Consider the following 17,838-nt stretch of genomic DNA (forward strand, 5'->3'; position numbering starts at 1 on the left):
TAGCACATTGGGAAGCGGCCCCTTGAAGGGCCGCATTGCCTTGATGAAGGCAAGGGCGCGTAGCGCCCGCCGGCTTCATCAAGGCGGCCATGATCGGCCAGCGGGTCTCTAACCCGCCTTATTCACCAGGTTTGGCGTGAAGGGTTGGCGGGAGTGGCATAAGCCTCTGATCTGAATTAGGAACAGGGTGTCTAAGCCGAACCTGCCGCAGGGCAGAAAATACCACAGGCCACACCCGCCATGAACGATGATAGTGCAAGCCCATTCCGATTCCCAGCAGTGGCGCGCAAGAAAGTCACAGCCGCGTTCGACGGTGGGCGGTTGACCTCGGATGGCGGAGTTCTGCTGCTGGCACAGGCCGAGCGCGCGATGGGGATCTGCCGGCGGCTTGCGGCGTGCATTGCCGATCCGCGCGATCCGGCGCGGGTAATCCATCGCCTTGATGACATCCTGCGCGCCCGGATGTTCGCGATCGCGTGCGGCTACGAGGATGCCGATGATCTCGACGCCCTGCGCGATGATCCGGGCTTCCGCCTGGCGCTGGGCAAGCTGCCGGGATCGGGCGCAGGGCTCGCCAGCCAACCGACGATGAGCCGCTGGGAGAATGCACCGACCACGCGCGAACTGGCCCGGATGCTGGCCGCGATGATCGACATCTACTGCGCCAGCCATCCCGCCCCGCCGGCGGCAGTGACGCTGGACATCGATGATACCTGCGATGTCGTGCATGGCTATCAGCAGCTCTCGTTCTGGAACGGGCATCACGGCGAGCGCTGCTTCCTGCCGATCCATGTCTACGAGACCGCGACCGGCCGTCCGGTGGCCATGCTGCTGCGCACCGGCAAGACACCGTCGGGCGCCGAAGCTGCCGGCCACATCCGGCGCCTGGTGCGTCATATCCGCAGGCATTGGCCCCATACCCACATCACCATTCGCGGCGATGGGCACTATGGCCGGCCCGAGGTCATGGCCTTTTGCGAGGCGCACCGTGTCGATTACGTGTTCGGCCTGCCGACCAACGCCGCGCTGCGGGCCGATCCGGCCATCGTCGCTGCCGCCGATGCCTGCGCGGTCAAGCGGGCTCAGCGCCAATGCCCGGTCCTGCGCCATTATGCCCAGACCCGCTACGGCGCCAAAAGCTGGAAGGGCCAACGCCGCGTCGTCGCGCGGATCGAGGCCAGCACGCTGGGTATGGACATCCGCTATGTCGTCACCTCGCTGACCGAAGGCTCGGCCGAGCATATCTACGACACGCTCTACTGCGCGCGCGGCCAGGCCGAGAACCTGATCAAGCGACACAAGACGCAATTGGCCAGCGACCGCACTTCGTGCCGATCGGCCAATGCCAACCAGATGCGCCTCATCCTGCACACCGCCGCCTACTGGCTCTTGTGGCGCATCAGCCAGGAAATCCCCAAGGCCGCAGCACTTGCCACCGCAGAGTTCGCAACGCTGCGTTTGCGGCTGCTCAAGGTTGCCGCCCGGGTCATCGAGAGCGCCTCGCGAATCCGTATCGCCTTCGCCTCAGCCTGCCCCGATGCCGAGGTGTTCAAGACCATCGCCATCAACCTCCGGCTTGCACCAACATAGCCAGCGCGGCCATGCCGCAGAAAACCCCAACCCTCGTCCGTTCAACCCCGAAAAGCCCATCGATCCTGACCCGGCGAAATACGCCGCCGCCGGCGCTCGCCCAGGTCACGCGGCCAACGCCACTTCAAGCCCGGAAATCCAAAGCCCGACTGGCTCATGAATAAGACGGGCTAAAGTGAAGTTGTCGACTCAACACTTTGGAGACGGACCGACCATGACCAAGCGCAGTTCTACTCCCGCCGATGCCGTGCTGGTAGCCATCGACATGTCCAAGCACCGACAGGAGGTTCTGATTGAACGCCCGGAGGGCGGGCGCCGACGGCGGATGACCGTCATGGCCACAAAGGCTGACTACGATCGTCTCGCGGCCGACCTGGCGGACATAGGCAGATCTGTCATTGTCGGGTTCGAAGCTACCGGCAACTACCATCGCACATTGGCCCACCGGCTACTTGCTGCGGGTTTCGAGCTGCGCCTGATTTCATCGGTCGCCTTGGCCCGGACGCGCGAGGCATTGCACAACGGCTGGGACAAGAACGATTCCAAGGATGCCCAGGTGATCCTGCACATGCTCCGGATCGGCGCGACCCAGCGCTATGTCGATCCGCTGGCCGCCGGCATCAATGATCTGCAGGAGATGTCGAAGACGCACGAAGCCATTTCCAAGGTGAAGACCCAGACGTGGCATAGGATCCTCACGCACTATCTGCCGCTGTATTTTCCGGAGATCGAACGTTTCGCCGGCAACAGCCGCTCCGACTGGTTCCTGGCCCTGCTCGAGCGGTTTCCGACACCAGCCAGCATGACGGCCCTCGGCCAGGAGGCGTTCTCGAACGAAGCGTGGTCACTGGTCGGCCGCAAGGTGTCTAAGGCCCGCTTGATCAACGACATTTATGAGACCGCCTGCGCTTCCGTAGCGCTTCCCGTCGACGAGGATTCCGTTGCTATCACGATGTTCCGCATGGTCATCGCGCAGGCGCGCAGCCTGATCCGGCAACGCGACGAGATTGAACGAACCGCCCATGCCTTGCTCAGCGGAAACCGAGATTACCAACTCCTGCGCATGATCCCCGGGATCGGGCCGATCAACGCGCTGACCATCCTCGCGGAGGCTGGCGACCTTCGACGATTTGCGCACCACCGCCAGTTCCTGAAGTTCTGCGGGCTCGATCTTGCCACCTGTCAGTCCGGCACATTCCGCGGACGGACCAAGCTGTCAAAGTACGGTAATGCACGGCTTCGCCGTACCTTCTGGATGGCAACCCAAGTCGCCATCCGGCAGCGCGACAACAGCTTTCGTGACAAGCTTGGTCGCTATGTGGCCGGCCACGGCAACGACCCTGATCGCCGCCGCAAGGCGATGACTGCACTTACCGCCAAGATGGCGCGCGTCGCGCACGCCGTCATCAAGACGGGAACCGAGTACCGTCCGTTCGTCGAACGGGCGGACACCAGATGGAAGGACCCCTCTCTGTGGAGCCGTGAGGGCGCAGCTGCGACCCTGTAGATAATGTTCGGGCCTTCCATCTGGCATCCGCATCTCATTTTAAGGACGGTAAGGACCACGACCCGCGCGGCCGCTGGATCCTGTGTTTGCTATGGCCGAGAGCGCATTCCTTGACGATGGAAGCCATCTGGATCAGAACGCAACCAGCGCCGATCACAATCGGCGCAACGAGACCTGCTGGCCGTTTTCCGCCGCTGCTTCCCGACCTAGGACGTTGTCGCTGACAATGCAAGCCGGTTTGCCATAGAGCCGCACCAATGTGTCGAGTTCGCGCGCCACCCGGGCACCAGAGATGCTGGTATCCGCCACCAGGCACAGGTTCTCCCGGCAACAGTCATCATTGATCGCCAGAATCCGGAACTTGCGCGATGCGCCGAAGGTGTCGGACACGAAGTCCATCGACCAGCGAGCGCCCGGAGCCAGCGGCACGGGCAGCGGCGTGCGGCTGCCCCGCGCCCGTTTGCGTCCGCGACGCCGGCGCACTGACAAGCCTTCCTCCCGATAGAGCCGGTAGAGCTTCTTGTGGTTCATGGTCATCCCCTGGCGTTCGAGCATGATGCCGATCCGCCGGTAGCCAAACCGGCGGCGCTTGCCCGCAACCTCCTTCATGGCGTCACGGATGGCGCTATGGTCAGGCGAGCGTTCGCGCCGAACCGTTTTGGGATCGACACCAATCAGCCCGCAGGCCCGGCGTTGCGAGATCTCATAGTCCCGCAACACCCGCAGCACCGCGTCCCGCCGCTGGACCGGTGTCGTCAGACTTTTCCCAGCAAATCCTTCAGGATGACGTTGTCGAGCATACTGTCGGCCAGCAGGCGCTTGAGCTTGCCGTTCTCATCCTCAAGCTGCCGCAGGCGGCGGGTATCGGATACTTCCAATCCGCCGTATTTGGCCTTCAGCTTGTAGAACGTCGCCGTGCTCAGTCCGTGCTTGCGGCAAACATCCACAGTCGGCAGCCCGGCCTCCTGCTCCTTGATCATCCCGATAATCTGCGCCTCGGTGAAACGGCTCTTCCTCATGCGGCTGCTCCTTCTCGTGGACAGACTCTACATCAGAATGAGGGATCTTTCGGGGGGCAGGTCAACCTCATTTCCCTGAGCAAATGCCACGCTCCAAACTGTGGAGACCATCCCAGCGGCCAGATGCGCGGCGGGATCATCGTGCGGACGATTGGCTGCGCCAGCGAGGACAATGGCTAAAGCAGCGAACCTAACCCCGCCGGCGAACCCCGCTCGACACCGCCTCCAGGGGGCGGCATCATTTCGGAATCCGGGGGCGACTATTTCTCGGAACAGGGGGGCGGCATCATTTCGGAATTGGGGGGCGGCTTCCCTCGGAATCTACAGGCTTCCGCCTTCGGAGGGCAGCGGAGATCAATAGGACCAGAACAGCCCTCGTGCGCCTTCCCATGAGGCGTCACCCACACCAAAAGTACGCCATGACGTCCCACAGTGCTCTTTTGGGCGCTGACAACCTGCTGACAATAGGCCTCTATGGAGGCGTTGTCAGCAAAAACGGTCCCGAAGGACCGTCTTTATCGACCTGATTTTCAAGAGAAAATCTGGAGCGGGCGAAGGGATTCGAACCCTCGACCCCAACCTTGGCAAGGTTGTGCTCTACCCCTGAGCTACGCCCGCTTCGTCTGCGATGAGCGGTGATTTAAAGCAGGCTTCCGCGCTGCGCAAGCCCTTCGGCGCAGATTTTTCACAAATTTTTCCGCACCGAACAGCCAGCCATGGAAGGTTCGTAAAAACCCTCAGATTCCGGGGAGTTCGTTGGCGGTCACGACTCTCCAGACACCGTCATGACACTCCAGAATCGTGAGCGAGAGATTCTGGATCGAGAAATGCAGCGCCGTATCCGCGTCGATCTTCAGTGCGTGCGCCAGCGCCGCCCGGATGGCTCCGCCATGACTCACGACGACCATGTCCTGTTTCGCATGACTGGCTGCCAGCATGCTCAGCGCATGTCCGACGCGGCGGCACACATCGACCATGTTTTCCCCACCCGGAGGCCGTTCCTCGCCAGAAAGCGGCCAGAAATAATGCGGGGCGCGTTCAAGTTTTTTCGGGAACTCGGCATGCGGCAGGCCCTGCCATTCGCCCAGTTCCTGTTCCAGAAATCCCGGTTCGACCGTCAGCGGACGTTCTCCATAACCGGCATTCTGGATGGCTTCCGCCGTACGACGGGTGCGGGAAAGAGGTGTGACAAACCAGTGTGCGTCGGAGGGCAGACGTCGGGCCAGCGCCTCATACATCGGCTGCTGCGCCACGAGGCTTTCCGGGCAGAGCGGAACATCCATCGTGCCATACATCATGGCGCGGGCGTTCTGTTCCACCAGAGCGTGGCGGATCAGCCAGAAGCGCGTGACGCCTCTTTCAAGCCGGGGAGCATCGAGAAAATTTCCCTGATTGTTCTGCCCTGCCGGGCATGCATCCGGGGCGGCTGAAGCCATCATTTCTCTCCATTCTGTTGTGACAGACTCCGCACCGGAGCCGGAACCGGCAGGGTAGCGGGTGCGTAGGTCGGCAGCGGGTCATAGCGCGCAATGCGTTCCCAGTGGTGACAGATCAGGGAAATTTTTGCGAGAATCATGCGGGCATCGGCAATTTCACGCGCCAGTCTTACTTCCGTGCTCAAATCGGCGTGAACAGGCTCGCCGGATATGAGGCGGGCACCGGCTGAAATTCTCAGGGCGCCTGCGTTCTCGCCATCAAGCGCCCTGCTGGGCACCGCAACGGGTTGCCCGATATGGCAGAGCAGACCGGCCACCTCACTTTCGCGCTCCGGTTCGTCAGGGCCGAAAACCGGTCGAAGATCCGCGTTCAGCCAGTGATAGAGCTGACGGGCCTTTTCAAGCTCAAGCGGAATGAAGCCATCTTTTGCGTCATGACCGGGAGCGCGGACCAGAAAACTGAGGATGGTGGTCATATCATCCCACGAGTCCGGCAGGATGGCGCGCACGGGTGTCGGCGTCTCCAGCAGCAGCACATCGGGACAACGTGTCATGGCCTCCCTGACGCCGGACAGGAAGCGCTCAAGACGCCACCGGATTTCCAGCGGCGGAATGCTGGTCAGCGCCTCCATCTCGGCCAGCGCCGCCGCCCAGCGCAGAACCAGACCGTGATTCACCACATCCGAGAGACCGCGGGTGGCCCTGCATTCAGGCCATTCGCCGCATCCGGCATAGGCTTTCAGGCCAGCGGGAAGAACGTCGTGGTCGAGACGCTCCCTCCACGCCTCCGGCAGCAGCAGCGCACCGCAGAATGGCGGTCCCGTGAAGAATTTTGATCCCGTGATCATGACGGCGCGTCCGGCGCGGACCCAGCCGCCGATCCGTGAAGGCATCAGGCGCGCCTGACAGGCATCCACGACGATATCGCACTCGGGTCCGAACGCGCGGGAGAAAGTCTCCAGCGCCGTTTCGTTGGGGGCCAGCAGGCCGGTCTTGGAAAGGTCCAACTGGTGCAGCAGCACATGACGACCCGCCCGGATCGCCCGTTCCATATGAGCCCGACATTCTGCCGTCAGAATGGTCTTGTCCACCTCGCACCCGTCCGGAGTCCGCAGACGAACTTCCTCGACGGTATTCCCGGCGACCGGACCGAATCCTTCGATGGCCTCGCCACGTGGAACATGGGGGCTGCGGGCCGTATCGGCCGCGAAATGACGGCCCGCCGCAGCGAGAGGAACGCCCCGTCCGGTTTCTTCCGGCGCGATGAGGATATTGGTGACCGGCTTTCGCGCCGGATTCATTTCCGCGATGGCCAGAGCCGCTAGTTCGCAGTCGGTGCCTGAAGGCGCGAGAATGACCCGCTCGCCGTCCCGCAGGCCGTAATACCGGGCCAGCCTGTTACGAATGTTCCCAGCCGTTTCAATAAGCATTGAATGGCTACAATCGTATAACAGCGCTCTTTGCAGCCGAATCCGCACCCGTTCAGCCGCTGCGAAGCCGCGCTCTGAGACGGAGGAGGCGGTGGAGGACGCGAACGTCGCGGCCCAGGGACGAGGCCGATGCGAACAGCCGTAATGATTGAGGCCGTTCCGGGGATCAAGCCGGAGTCGCGCATCACCTCCGGACGCCATCAGGACTTCCAGCGGTCCGATGAGCGACCATGTTTTGGTCAGCCATGAGAAAAGCGCTTCAAAGAGCGGAAGAGGCGGCGTTGCCTCGCCACCCGCCTCGGCAGAGAGATGGGTTTTCAGCGTGTCCCATATTGTCATGAGAACGCCCGGTGAGGGTGGCTGAACACCTCCCATGAGAGCGACCCAGACCGGGGGTGACGTGTCCTGACCCGCGCCTCCATCAAGCGCCTCGAACAGAGCCGCGGTTCGGGCCGCGGCGAAACTGGCCCGCAGCAGAAGTGGCAGAGGCAGGGGCGCCGTCGTTTCCCTGCGCAGGATGTCTTCAACCAGCAGAGTCAGTTCCAGACCATGACGGAGGGTCCATGCCGTTCCTGTCCGGAGGATTCGTTCCGCGAAGATAAGGCGCATCCGGTCCGGCGTTTTTCCGCTGATCGTGAAAGAGTCAGCGCCTCTTCCTGTCACAATTTCGACACGGGTTTCGTCCGCCACACACCGAAGATCAGGCCGTTTCAGGAGGTGAAACACTGCGATGGCGGACGACTGTGCCAATATGAGAGCATCCTGTTGCCGTTAAATGAACATCAAGAGTGCCATAACTATGGTTAATCGGATACTCAGGCGTGCAGCTTGTTGTAACAGATGCGTGACGTGTCGTGCTGGCGGTACAGACCAGCCTTCGCTATAGGCTGTAGTGCCCCTTGGAAGGCACTCGAAACGGGATGATTTGATGCGTATTCTTCTCACTGGCGGATGTGGATTTATCGGGTCCGCAGTTGTGCGCCATATTATCGGCGCTACCGAACATTCGGTGCTCAATGTGGACTGCATGACCTACGCCGCGTCACCGGAAACGGTGGCCGCCGTCGCTTCGTCAGATCGCTATCAGTTCGCTCAGGTCAACATCACGGACGGTCCGGCGCTGGCGAAGCTGTTCGAGGACTTCCGTCCCGATGCTGTCATGCATCTGGCGGCTGAAAGCCATGTGGACCGCTCCATCGACGGACCCGGCGTGTTCATCCAGACCAACGTGGTCGGCACCTACACGCTGCTGGAGGCCGCCCGTGGCTACTGGCAGACGCTGGACGAGACTGCCCGCAAGGCCTTCCGCTTTCACCACATTTCCACTGACGAAGTCTTTGGCGCGCTGGAACTGGACGATCCTCCGTTCACCGAAACGACGCCTTACGACCCGCGCAGCCCGTATTCCGCCTCCAAGGCGTCGTCCGATCATCTGGTCCGCGCCTGGTATCACACCTATGGCCTGCCGACCTTCGTGACCAACACGACCAACAATTACGGCATCTGGCATTTCCCGGAAAAACTGATCCCGCTGGTGACGATCAACGCCATCGAGGGCAAGGAACTGCCGGTTTATGGCAAGGGTGAGAACGTCCGTGACTGGCTGTTCGTGGAAGATCACGCGGAAGCGCTGGTCAAGGCCGTCGAAGTCGGCAAGCCCGGCGAGACCTACGCCATCGGCGCCCGTCAGCCGCGCACGAACCTTGAGGTCGTGAAGGCGATCTGCTCCGTTCTGGACGAGCTTCTGCCTGACCCCGCTGGGCCGCGTGAGCGTCTCATCCGCTTCGTCACCGATCGCCCCGGACATGATTTCAAGTATGAGATCGATCCGACGCACGCGGAGACCGAACTGGGCTGGAAAGCCAAGCACAATTTCGAATCTGGCATCCGCCGCACCATCCAGTGGTATCTCGATAACCGCGACTGGTGGGAATCCATCCGTTCACGTCGCTACACAGGCGAACGTCTCGGTCAGGCCAAGAAATAACCCCTCCGGAAACGCATAATCATGAGCAAGACACCACCCGTCGAGACCAAAATGAAGGGTATTCTGTTGGCCGGAGGTTCAGGCACGCGCCTGTATCCGATGACCCTCGCCGCCAGCAAGCAACTGCTGCCGGTCTACGACAAGCCGATGATCTATTATCCGCTGACGACGCTCATGCTCGCCGGCATCCGGGACATCATGATCATCTCCACCCCCGCCGACCTGCCGCAGTTCAAGCGTCTGCTCGGCGACGGTTCGCAGTTCGGCGTCCGCTTCGAATATCGTGAACAGCCGACCCCCGATGGCATCGCGCAGGCCTTCCTGATCGCGGGCGAGTGGCTGAAAGGCAGCCCCTGCGCTCTGGTGCTCGGTGACAACCTGATCTTTGCCGATCATCTGTCCGCCCTGCTCCAGAAGGCTGGCAAGATCGAGAAAGGCGCGACCGTATTCGCCTATCAGGTCCGTGATCCGGAACGCTACGGCGTGGTCAGCTTCGATGAGACCGGCAAGGCTCTCACGGTTGAGGAAAAACCGGCTGAGCCGGCTTCCAACTGGGCCATCACCGGCCTCTATTTCTACGATGACCGTGTGTATGACTTCGCCCGCAAGGTGAAGCCTTCCGCGCGCGGCGAACTGGAAATCACCGACCTCAACCGTTTCTACCTTGAGGAAGGCACATTGCAGGTCGATCGTCTGGGTCGTGGCTGCGCGTGGCTGGACGCCGGACTGCCGGAAAGCCTCATGCAGGCCGGTCAGTTCGTCCACACGATTCAGGCGCGTCAGGGCATGCTCGTCGGCTCGCCGGGAGAAGTGGCCTTCCGCATGGGTTATATCACTGCGGACCAGCTTCGGGATCACGCCGCGAAGATGGGCAAGACCGAACTTGGTCGTGTGCTGAAAGAACTGGCCGACCACGGCCAGCAGGGCTGAACACCCCGTCTCCCCCTTGCCCGACCGACGGACAGGGGGGAAAGTTCACCAGTACGGCACCGCGATTGTTGCAAAAGGGCCGTCATGGCCCGTTTTTTATGGAGTAGAGTCTATGAAGGTCGAGCGTCTGGCTATTCCCGACGTCATTCTCGTCACCCCGCCGCGATTCTCCGACAATCGTGGGTTCTTCTCCGAAACCTACAATATCGACCGTATGAAGGACGCCGGGATCACCCTCCCCTTCGTGCAGGACAACCAGAGCCTGTCCCGTCAGAAAGGCGTGGTCCGTGGCCTGCACTGCCAGCTCGATCCGCATGCACAGGGCAAGCTCGTGCGCTGCACCAAGGGCGCGATCTGGGATGTCGCCATCGACGCCCGCACAGGCTCCCCGACCTACGGCAAGTGGGTAGCGGCTGAGCTGTCCGAGGAAAACTGGTCGCAACTCTGGATTCCGCCGGGCTTCCTGCACGGCTTCTGCACTCTCACGGACAATGCCGAGGTGCAGTACAAATGCACCGGCCTGTATGACAAGGCGTCCGAACGTGCAGTGATCTGGAACAGCACGGAACTGGCGATCGACTGGCCGATCAAGCCGGAAGAGGCCGTGCTGTCCGACAAGGATCTGGAAGCGCCTGAGTTTTCCGCAGCCAAGGGATGGTTCGAATACAAATGACCGACAGTTCCAGCAAAGGTCCGATCCTCGTCACTGGCGGCAACGGACAGCTCGCCACGTCTCTGGCCAATCTTGGCGCCCCGCGCATTGATCGCGTGGGGCGTCCCGAGTTCGATTTCGCCAGGCCGGAAACCATCGAAGCCGTGCTTGACGCGCACAGGCCCGTCGCCGTGGTGAACGCTGCCGCATGGACGGCCGTCGATCTCGCGGAGACGGAAGTCGCGGGTGCGGAAGCGGCCAACAGCACCGGCCCGGCCCTGCTGGCTGCCGCCTGCGCCAGACGCAACATCCCCTTCATTCATGTCTCCACGGACTATGTGTTTTCCGGTGACAAGGGCGCTCCCTATCTGGAGAGTGACCCGGTTTCCCCCGACACCGTCTATGGCCGCACGAAGGCCGAGGGTGAGCAGAAGGTTCTGGCGGCTGACCCGAAGGCCATCATCCTACGCACCTCATGGGTTTATTCCGCGCACGGCAAGAATTTCGTCCGCACGATGATCAATGCCGGTGCGAAGAACCCGGCCCTGAAGGTTGTGGGCGACCAGCGAGGCAATCCGACCAGTTCGGACGATCTGGCCGAGGCGATTCTCTCCATCCTCGCGCTGATCGAGCGTGACGGCTGGGAGGATCAGTATGCGGGCATCTACCATGCCTGCGGCACAGGAGAGGCGACATGGCATGAGCTGGCTGTCGCGGCGCTGGAAAACGCGGCGCGTCATGGTCAGAAAATGCCGGAAGTCGCAGCCATCCGCACCGAAGACTGGCCGACACCAGCCAAGCGCCCGGCTGATTCGCGCATGGACAACAGCAAGCTGAACGACGTGTTCGGCGTGAAGATGCCGGACTGGCGTCAGAGCGTAACGCGTACAGTCGATATGCTGTTTTCCGGCAAGACGGACTGACGGCACGCAGCCGGACAATGGGCGCATCTTCATGAATTCAGGTGACGATGCCTCGTTTCCGGACCGTGTTCCCCGACTTGTCTCCTCCCGGATGAGAAACGCGTCGTCCGGCGTTACGATCCTGCTATCCGTTCATAACGGCGAAGCCTATCTGAACGCCCAGATCGATTCCTTTCTGGCTCAGGATTATACCAACTGGAGATTGATCTGGCGGGATGACGGGTCATCCGATGCGTCCCGCTCTATTGTCCGGGCCTTCGCCGCCCATCGTGGCGCCGGACGCTGTCTGGAAATCGACGCAGGGACTTCGGCCTGTCTCGGCATCGCCGAGTCCTACCGCCGCCTCCTCGCGCATGTGCGGCCCGGCGCCATGGTCGCTTTTTCAGATCAGGACGATGTCTGGCTTCCCGACAAACTCCAACGCGCCGTCACCCGCCTTGGGGACGTTCCGGCGGGAACGCCCGCCCTTTACTGCGCCCGGCAGGTCCTTACGGACAACACCCTGAAACCCATCGGGCTCTCGCCTGCCCTGACACCGCCAGCAAGCTGCCTTTCGGCCCTGACACAGAATATCGCAACCGGATGCACGGTCGTTTTCAATGCCGCAACGCTGGCACTGCTTATGGCGACGCAGCCTCCGCCGTCACTCATTCTGCATGACTGGTGGGCCTATCTGACGGTCTCCGCGGCGGGCGGCACGATCTGCGTCGATAACAGTCCGAGCATCCTTTACCGGCAGCACGGCGCCAACGCGATCGGAGCCGCGCCATCCAGACTGAACCGGGGTAAGGCCGCGCTCCGCAGAGGACCGACGGCGTTCATGGCGATCTTCCGGTCCAGTCTCGACTGGTTGCTGGCTCACGGCACCATCCTTTCGCCTGAGACCATCGACGCTCTTGTCATCATTCGCGATGGCCTGAGAGGCGGTCCGCTGTCACGGATGCGGCTCCTGTGGCGTTTCCCGCATCTCGCACGAGCCGGTTTCGCGGAGAACCTGCTGTTCCGTCTCTGGTTTGTCTGCGGATAATATCAGCGGCCTTTTTGCCTGACCTTTTCTGCCGGGGAGATTGACAGGGCGCTACCCCGAACCCCGCCAAAGGCGCGCCTTTGGAAACTGTTTTATGATCAATAAATCGGGACGCAGGGACCTCCGATTCCTGCCGGGTGCGGGCAGAACCGGCTTCGACCTATGTCCTTCCTGTCGCCGACAGGTCGCCTATTTGCCCTTGGTGCCTGTTTTTGCGAGAACACAGGCTGATCGGATCAACCAGAGGAGCGCGTCCATGTTTCTGGCCCACAGGAACGGCCAGCCAGCCTGCGCTGTCGTGACTGAGGCGGATGCCAGAGGCGCTGTCTGGCTCGATCTTGTCGATCCAACAGACTCCGAGCGCGATCTGGCTGCGCATCTGACCGGTAAAATCATTCCGCAGCGCAGCGATCTGGAAGAGATCGAAAGTTCTTCAAGACTGCATACGGACGATGACGCCGTCTACATGTCGCTGCCGCTGGTGCGGCGCACGGAGACGGATCTTTATTCTTCTCCCATCGGTTTTGTGCTGACTCCCAACTGGCTCGTAACCATCCGGTTTTCCGACTACGCTTCCTTTGACAACGCCGCACGTCAGGTCGCGGAATCCAGAACCGGTCTCAGCAGTGACGACAGTCTGGTCATGATTCTCGAATGTATCGTGGATCGTCTGGCTGATGTTCTTGAGCATGTGGGACTCAATCTGAATCAGCTCTCCCGTGATGTGTTCGCCGGATACGACCCCAAAGGCAACACGAGGCTCGCATCATGGCAACGCACCATCCTGCGGCGGGTGGGACATGCCGAGGATTTCAGTTCGCTGATCCGTGACAGCCTGCTCGGCCTTGACCGTATCTCGATCTTCATCAGCGAGAACCGCAAGCACACACTTCCGCACGGTCTTGCCGCCCGTCTGGCCACGGTCAGCCGCGATGTCACGTCCCTGACGGACTTTGTTTCCCAGCTTTCCAACAAGATTCAGTTTCTGCTCGATGCGGCGCTGGGTTTCATCAGCATCGAACAGAATGACGGCATGAAGATCCTGACCGTGGTCAGCTTCATCGGTGTCGCCCCGACATTGATCGCCGGCATTTACGGGATGAACTTCAAGGATATTCCCGAGTTATCGTGGTCGTATGGATACTGGTATTCCCTGTGCGCCATGCTTGCCTCCGTTATCCTGCCGCTGCTCTGGTTCTGGCGGATCGGCTGGCTCAAGGGAGGCAATCGATAGGCCGGAAACACCGCGTCTACAGTGAGCAGGGGTTTCCGGCCCAACTTCTGTATCGTCGCCAGTGCGCCAGCATTAGCCGTCGGACCGAAAAACCTCGGAAGATCACCCCCCCCCTCCCGCCGGATGATGACCGAACCGCAGCGTCTCCGGACCGGTTTTCGTGACACGATGCCCGATCTTCCAAGGGTGAATGCGCCTGACCCGGCACTCCCTGCATTCAGCCCGGATCGGCACGTTTCATGGACATATTCTCGCTGCGCGTCCCGCCCTTTCCGAAGTGCTTTACGCTGGATCGCGTCACGCTCCGTCTGATGCCGGTTTCCCCTGAACATGCTCCTTCCCGACATCTCCGCTGGACAGTATCGGGCGACAAAAACCGGCTTCCGGGTAGCGCTGGTGTCTGTCGTGTGTGGTCCATGAGCGAACAGCCATGAGCTCGATAAAAATTGCTTGACAGAACAAAAACACGTGTCTACTCGGACAGCACCGCTGGTAAGTCTCTTGCCGGTGCGTTCCTCAAAATCAGGATTTCGCCCATCGGACGCGATAAACATCGTGATGCTCCGGGGCTGTGCCGAATGATGGCCAGTCTGCGAAAACCTTGACCCTTTCCGGTATTCTGCCTGCCACATCAAGGCGCACTCTGCATGCATCTCGCTGAACTGAAGGCCAAGTCTGCGGCCGATCTTCTCTCCTATGCCGAGGAACTCGGCGTGGAGAACGCCTCCTCGCTTCGCAAGCAGGAGCTCCTTTTCGCCATTCTCAAGACGCTGGCCGACAATGACCAAGCGATTTACGGCGACGGCACCCTTGAAATCCTGCCGGACGGCTTTGGCTATCTCCGCTCTCCGGAAGCCAACTACCTTTCCGGGCCGGATGACATCTACATCTCTCCGCTTCAGGTGCGCCGCTTCGGCCTGCGCACAGGCGATACGGTCGAAGGCCAGATCCGCGCCCCGCGCGACGGCGAGCGTTACTTCTCGCTGCTGAAGGTCAACACGATCAATTTCGAGCCGCCCGAAGCGGTCCGTCATCGCATCAACTTCGACAACCTCACGCCGCTCTATCCGGAGCGTCGCCTGCAGATGGAAGTCGAAGGACAGGGCGAAGTCGAGCCAGCGCCGACCAAGGGCAAGAAGGGCACGCAACGCGACTTCACGTCCCGCGTCATCGACCTTGTCGCGCCGATCGGCATGGGCCAGCGCGCGCTGATCGTCGCGCCGCCGCGCACCGGCAAAACCGTGATGCTCCAGAGCATCGCCAGTTCGATCTCAGCCAATCATCCGGAAGTCTTCCTGATCGTCCTGCTGATTGACGAACGTCCGGAAGAAGTCACCGACATGGCCCGCTCCGTGCGTGGTGAAGTCGTGGCCTCGACCTTCGATGAACCCGCACAGCGTCACGTGCAGGTCACGGAAATGGTGCTGGAGAAGGCCAAGCGTCTCGTCGAGCACAAGCGCGACGTGGTCATCCTGCTCGACTCGATCACCCGTCTGGCCCGAGCCTACAACACCGTCGTTCCTTCATCGGGCAAGGTGCTGACCGGTGGTGTGGACGCCAATGCGCTCCAGCGTCCGAAGCGTTTCTTCGGTGCGGCCCGTAACATTGAGGAAGGCGGCTCGCTGACGATCATCGCGACCGCGCTGATCGACACCGGTTCGCGTATGGACGAAGTCATCTTCGAAGAGTTCAAGGGCACGGGTAACTCCGAACTCATCCTTGACCGCAAACTGGCTGACAAGCGCGTCTTCCCGGCGATCGACATCACCAAGAGCGGCACGCGTAAGGAAGAGATGCTGGTCGATCGCGCCACGCTCTCGAAAATGTGGGTGCTGCGTCGTATCCTCGCGCCGATGGGCACGATGGACGCCATGGAGTTCCTGCTCGACAAGCTGAAATACAGCAAGTCGAACAATGACTTCTTTGAAGCGATGAATAACTGATTTTTCAGCGCCTGATGGACTGATACCTGAAATGCCGTCTCCCTGAGACGGCATTTTTTGTGTCTGTATCTTTTGATGGAATGAAGCCTGTATCCGGAAAAGCACTGGCTCTTTAGCCATCCATTTCAACAGGTCTGGATCAGGGGAGATGTGCTGCGTTGTGAGATTCGCGACTCGGTCTTGAACGTTCCTGTTAATATTTACGAAGCATATCCGTGTTTTTTGCCATTTCCGACTGGAGCCGGTCCAGCTTAAATGGGCGCTTCGTTTCTTTCAAAAATCATGCTGGAAATAAACAGCCGTCCGGTTATTTCGGTAGAGGTTCATCGGTAATATGCGTGCGACATGTTGTCGGCGCATTTTTTGAAATACCGAGGTATTTTAGTGCTGTCATATAGATACGGACACACATCCCATCGACAGGATTATCTCCAAAACAATACCTTGATTACGAAAGCGGTCAATCTTTACCTTCCTTCCACTTCGCGAGATGGATGCGCTTGACGAAATACGATCATGCCTACAGACTTCGGACATAAGGCAATGGATTCTGCCTGATCTTTTCGAAGGTCGAACTGCCTGCAAAGGCTGATGATTCCTACCCCCGCTATAGAAGCATGGAGGAGGAGTCTGTTCAGAATCATAGGTCTTTTCTGGAAATCATCACGTTGAATCGCTGCCTGAACCGGCAGCCCGCAACCATTTCCCGGACTCTGAAAAGATCCAGATTCCAACTGATTTTTTGTTTTGTCCGTAAGATGGATGGTCAGGTTTTCAGGTAATGACAACCTTATCTGGGGAAAGTAGTCATGCGTATTCTCGTCATTCTCGACCGTCCTGAGACAGCGCTCCTTACGCTGGAAACGGTTGGCCTTCTTATAAAAAAAATCCCTGACTGTGCTATCAAGATCCTTCATCCACGTCTGGCTGCCGATCCAAAATTCCAGTCACCGGACGAAGGCATCCCCAGCGCCGATGACACGACACACTTTGAAAATGAAATGGCTGCTCGATCTGCTGCGCTGCTCAGAGTCTTCAAAGAATGGCGTGCGATTTCATCCCCATTGGAAAAAGCTGAATGGTCTGAAATCTCAGGGATTCCACGTGCGATCGTCGCCGAACAGGCCGCAATGGCCGACCTGACGGTTCTGGGACGCCCGCTTTCTGATGATCCTGATTATGTCAGGCAGGCCTTTGACGGCGCCCTGTATGACGCGCAAGCAACGGTTCTCATTACACCTCTCCAGCGGAAGCAGACTGTGGCAACCCGTCCGGTGATTGCCTGGCATCCGTCAGCCAGTCTGGAGCAGCTTGTCATCGAGGCGCATCCGCTGCTGAAGCAGGCTGCCCACGTCACGGTCCTTATTGGCGAAGAGCGGGAGAATGAAGAACAAACGCCCGATATCGTCCACGAGCTTCGTTCCGGGAATATTCCTGTTTGCGTAGAACGTTTTATCATTCCCCCTTCCGGTGCTGGAGAGGAAATCAGAAAACGTGCGCTCGCCGCAGGCGGCGACCTGCTGGTCATGGGAGCCTATACCCACTCGCATTTTCTCGAATGGCTTTTCGGCGGTGCAACGCAGGATATCCTCGCACACGACACGCTTCCCATTCTCACACATCACTGACCGGAGACAAAACGGGACATGCCCACAACCATATTACCGACGATCCTGATTGCACTGGGCGGCGCTGCCGGAACCCTGCTGCGATACTGGGTCGGCCTCGCAATGACGCGCTGGAGTCAGTCTCTCCCCTGGGGAACTATCCTGATCAATGTGACCGGTTCCTTCGCCATCGCCTTTTTTGCCGCGCTGACCGCCGGTGGAGGGCGCCTTCAGGTTTCCGACACGGCGCGGCTGGTGTTCATGGTCGGCCTTTGTGGGGGATATACAACCTTCTCCTCATTCAGCCTCCAGACTCTGGACCTGCTGCGCAATGGCGCTCCTGAACGGGCGCTCCTGAATATCGGATTGTCTGTGGCGCTCTGCATGATGTCCGTCTCGGCAGGATATTTTGCCGCACAGGCCCTCAATGCGGCACATCCACCTGCCGGATAGGGACGAGCATTTTCGCTCATGCGTCGTTGAGCCGGTGATTTCTGCCACAGCAGGACCAGAGGGACACACGCCTTCACCTGAATCAAACCTGCGAGCCGGA

The 17,838-nt window shown here is 60.2% G+C and carries 13 protein-coding genes, 1 tRNA gene, 2 pseudogenes and 1 riboswitch; of the genes and pseudogenes, 12 read left to right on the plus strand and 4 right to left on the minus strand.

Annotation, left to right across the window (positions count from 1 at the left end; genetic code table 11):
• Window positions 1-240: 240 nt before the first annotated feature.
• Window positions 241-1,590, plus strand: coding sequence for an IS1380 family transposase (locus LKE90_RS14210; RefSeq protein ID WP_291501521.1), 1,350 nt, complete (start codon window positions 241-243; stop codon window positions 1,588-1,590).
• Window positions 1,591-1,804: 214 nt separating this feature from the next.
• Window positions 1,805-3,101 (plus strand): annotated as a pseudogene (locus LKE90_RS14215) (IS110 family transposase).
• Between the two features lie 209 nt (window positions 3,102-3,310).
• Here LKE90_RS14215 and LKE90_RS14220 read toward each other — a convergent pair.
• The 4 genes and pseudogenes from LKE90_RS14220 to LKE90_RS14235 form a co-directional block, all read right to left on the minus strand.
• Window positions 3,311-4,116 (minus strand): annotated as a pseudogene (locus tag LKE90_RS14220) (transposase); the annotation flags it as partial.
• A 543-nt stretch (window positions 4,117-4,659) separates the two neighbouring features.
• A tRNA-Gly gene (locus LKE90_RS14225) sits at window positions 4,660-4,734 on the minus strand.
• 119 nt (window positions 4,735-4,853) lie between these two features.
• Window positions 4,854-5,555 carry a histidine phosphatase family protein gene (locus tag LKE90_RS14230; RefSeq protein WP_291494183.1) on the minus strand — a complete coding sequence of 234 codons (702 nt, stop codon included), beginning with the start codon at window positions 5,553-5,555 and terminating at the stop codon, window positions 4,854-4,856.
• Entirely contained in the window at window positions 5,552-7,732 is a 2,181-nt protein-coding gene (locus LKE90_RS14235) for a hypothetical protein (protein ID WP_291494185.1), read from the minus strand. Before LKE90_RS14235 ends, LKE90_RS14230 begins: the two co-directional genes overlap by 4 nt.
• Window positions 7,733-7,910: 178 nt before the next feature.
• On the opposite strand from LKE90_RS14235, the gene rfbB reads away from it, so the two are divergent.
• From rfbB to crcB, 10 genes are all read left to right on the plus strand, one after another.
• Window positions 7,911-8,969 (plus strand): dTDP-glucose 4,6-dehydratase, encoded by a 1,059-nt coding sequence (rfbB, locus tag LKE90_RS14240; RefSeq protein WP_291494187.1) that lies wholly within the window; start codon window positions 7,911-7,913, stop codon window positions 8,967-8,969.
• A gap of 51 nt (window positions 8,970-9,020) precedes the next feature.
• Entirely contained in the window at window positions 9,021-9,899 is an 879-nt protein-coding gene (gene rfbA / locus LKE90_RS14245; protein WP_291494283.1) for a glucose-1-phosphate thymidylyltransferase RfbA, read from the plus strand.
• Between the two features lie 112 nt (window positions 9,900-10,011).
• The gene (rfbC, locus tag LKE90_RS14250) at window positions 10,012-10,572 is read left to right on the plus strand and encodes a dTDP-4-dehydrorhamnose 3,5-epimerase (protein WP_291494189.1); all 561 of its coding nucleotides are present in this window, start codon (window positions 10,012-10,014) and stop codon (window positions 10,570-10,572) included.
• Entirely contained in the window at window positions 10,569-11,474 is a 906-nt protein-coding gene (gene rfbD / locus LKE90_RS14255) for a dTDP-4-dehydrorhamnose reductase (protein WP_291494191.1), read from the plus strand. Before rfbC ends, rfbD begins: the two co-directional genes overlap by 4 nt.
• Before the next feature lie 31 nt (window positions 11,475-11,505).
• The gene (locus LKE90_RS14260; RefSeq protein WP_291494193.1) at window positions 11,506-12,501 is read left to right on the plus strand and encodes a glycosyltransferase family 2 protein; all 996 of its coding nucleotides are present in this window, start codon (window positions 11,506-11,508) and stop codon (window positions 12,499-12,501) included.
• A gap of 256 nt (window positions 12,502-12,757) precedes the next feature.
• A complete protein-coding gene (locus LKE90_RS14265; protein WP_291494195.1) occupies window positions 12,758-13,735 on the plus strand; it encodes a magnesium transporter CorA family protein in 978 nt (325 codons plus the stop codon).
• A 239-nt stretch (window positions 13,736-13,974) separates the two neighbouring features.
• Window positions 13,975-14,169, plus strand: a complete 195-nt coding sequence (locus LKE90_RS14270) for a hypothetical protein (RefSeq protein WP_291494197.1) — start codon at window positions 13,975-13,977, stop codon at window positions 14,167-14,169.
• 213 nt (window positions 14,170-14,382) lie between these two features.
• Window positions 14,383-15,678: a transcription termination factor Rho gene (gene rho, locus LKE90_RS14275; RefSeq protein ID WP_291494199.1), complete on the plus strand. Its 1,296-nt coding sequence runs from the start codon at window positions 14,383-14,385 to the stop codon at window positions 15,676-15,678.
• Window positions 15,679-16,208: 530 nt separating this feature from the next.
• Window positions 16,209-16,286, plus strand: a riboswitch (Fluoride riboswitch).
• Between the two features lie 201 nt (window positions 16,287-16,487).
• The gene (locus LKE90_RS14280) at window positions 16,488-17,306 is read left to right on the plus strand and encodes a universal stress protein (RefSeq protein WP_291494201.1); all 819 of its coding nucleotides are present in this window, start codon (window positions 16,488-16,490) and stop codon (window positions 17,304-17,306) included.
• Window positions 17,307-17,324: 18 nt separating this feature from the next.
• Window positions 17,325-17,738 carry a fluoride efflux transporter CrcB gene (gene crcB / locus LKE90_RS14285; protein ID WP_291494203.1) on the plus strand — a complete coding sequence of 138 codons (414 nt, stop codon included), beginning with the start codon at window positions 17,325-17,327 and terminating at the stop codon, window positions 17,736-17,738.
• The last annotated feature ends 100 nt before the right edge of the window (window positions 17,739-17,838 follow it).

It is taken from the genome of Acetobacter sp. (genome assembly GCF_022483985.1).
GTDB lineage: Bacteria > Pseudomonadota > Alphaproteobacteria > Acetobacterales > Acetobacteraceae > Acetobacter.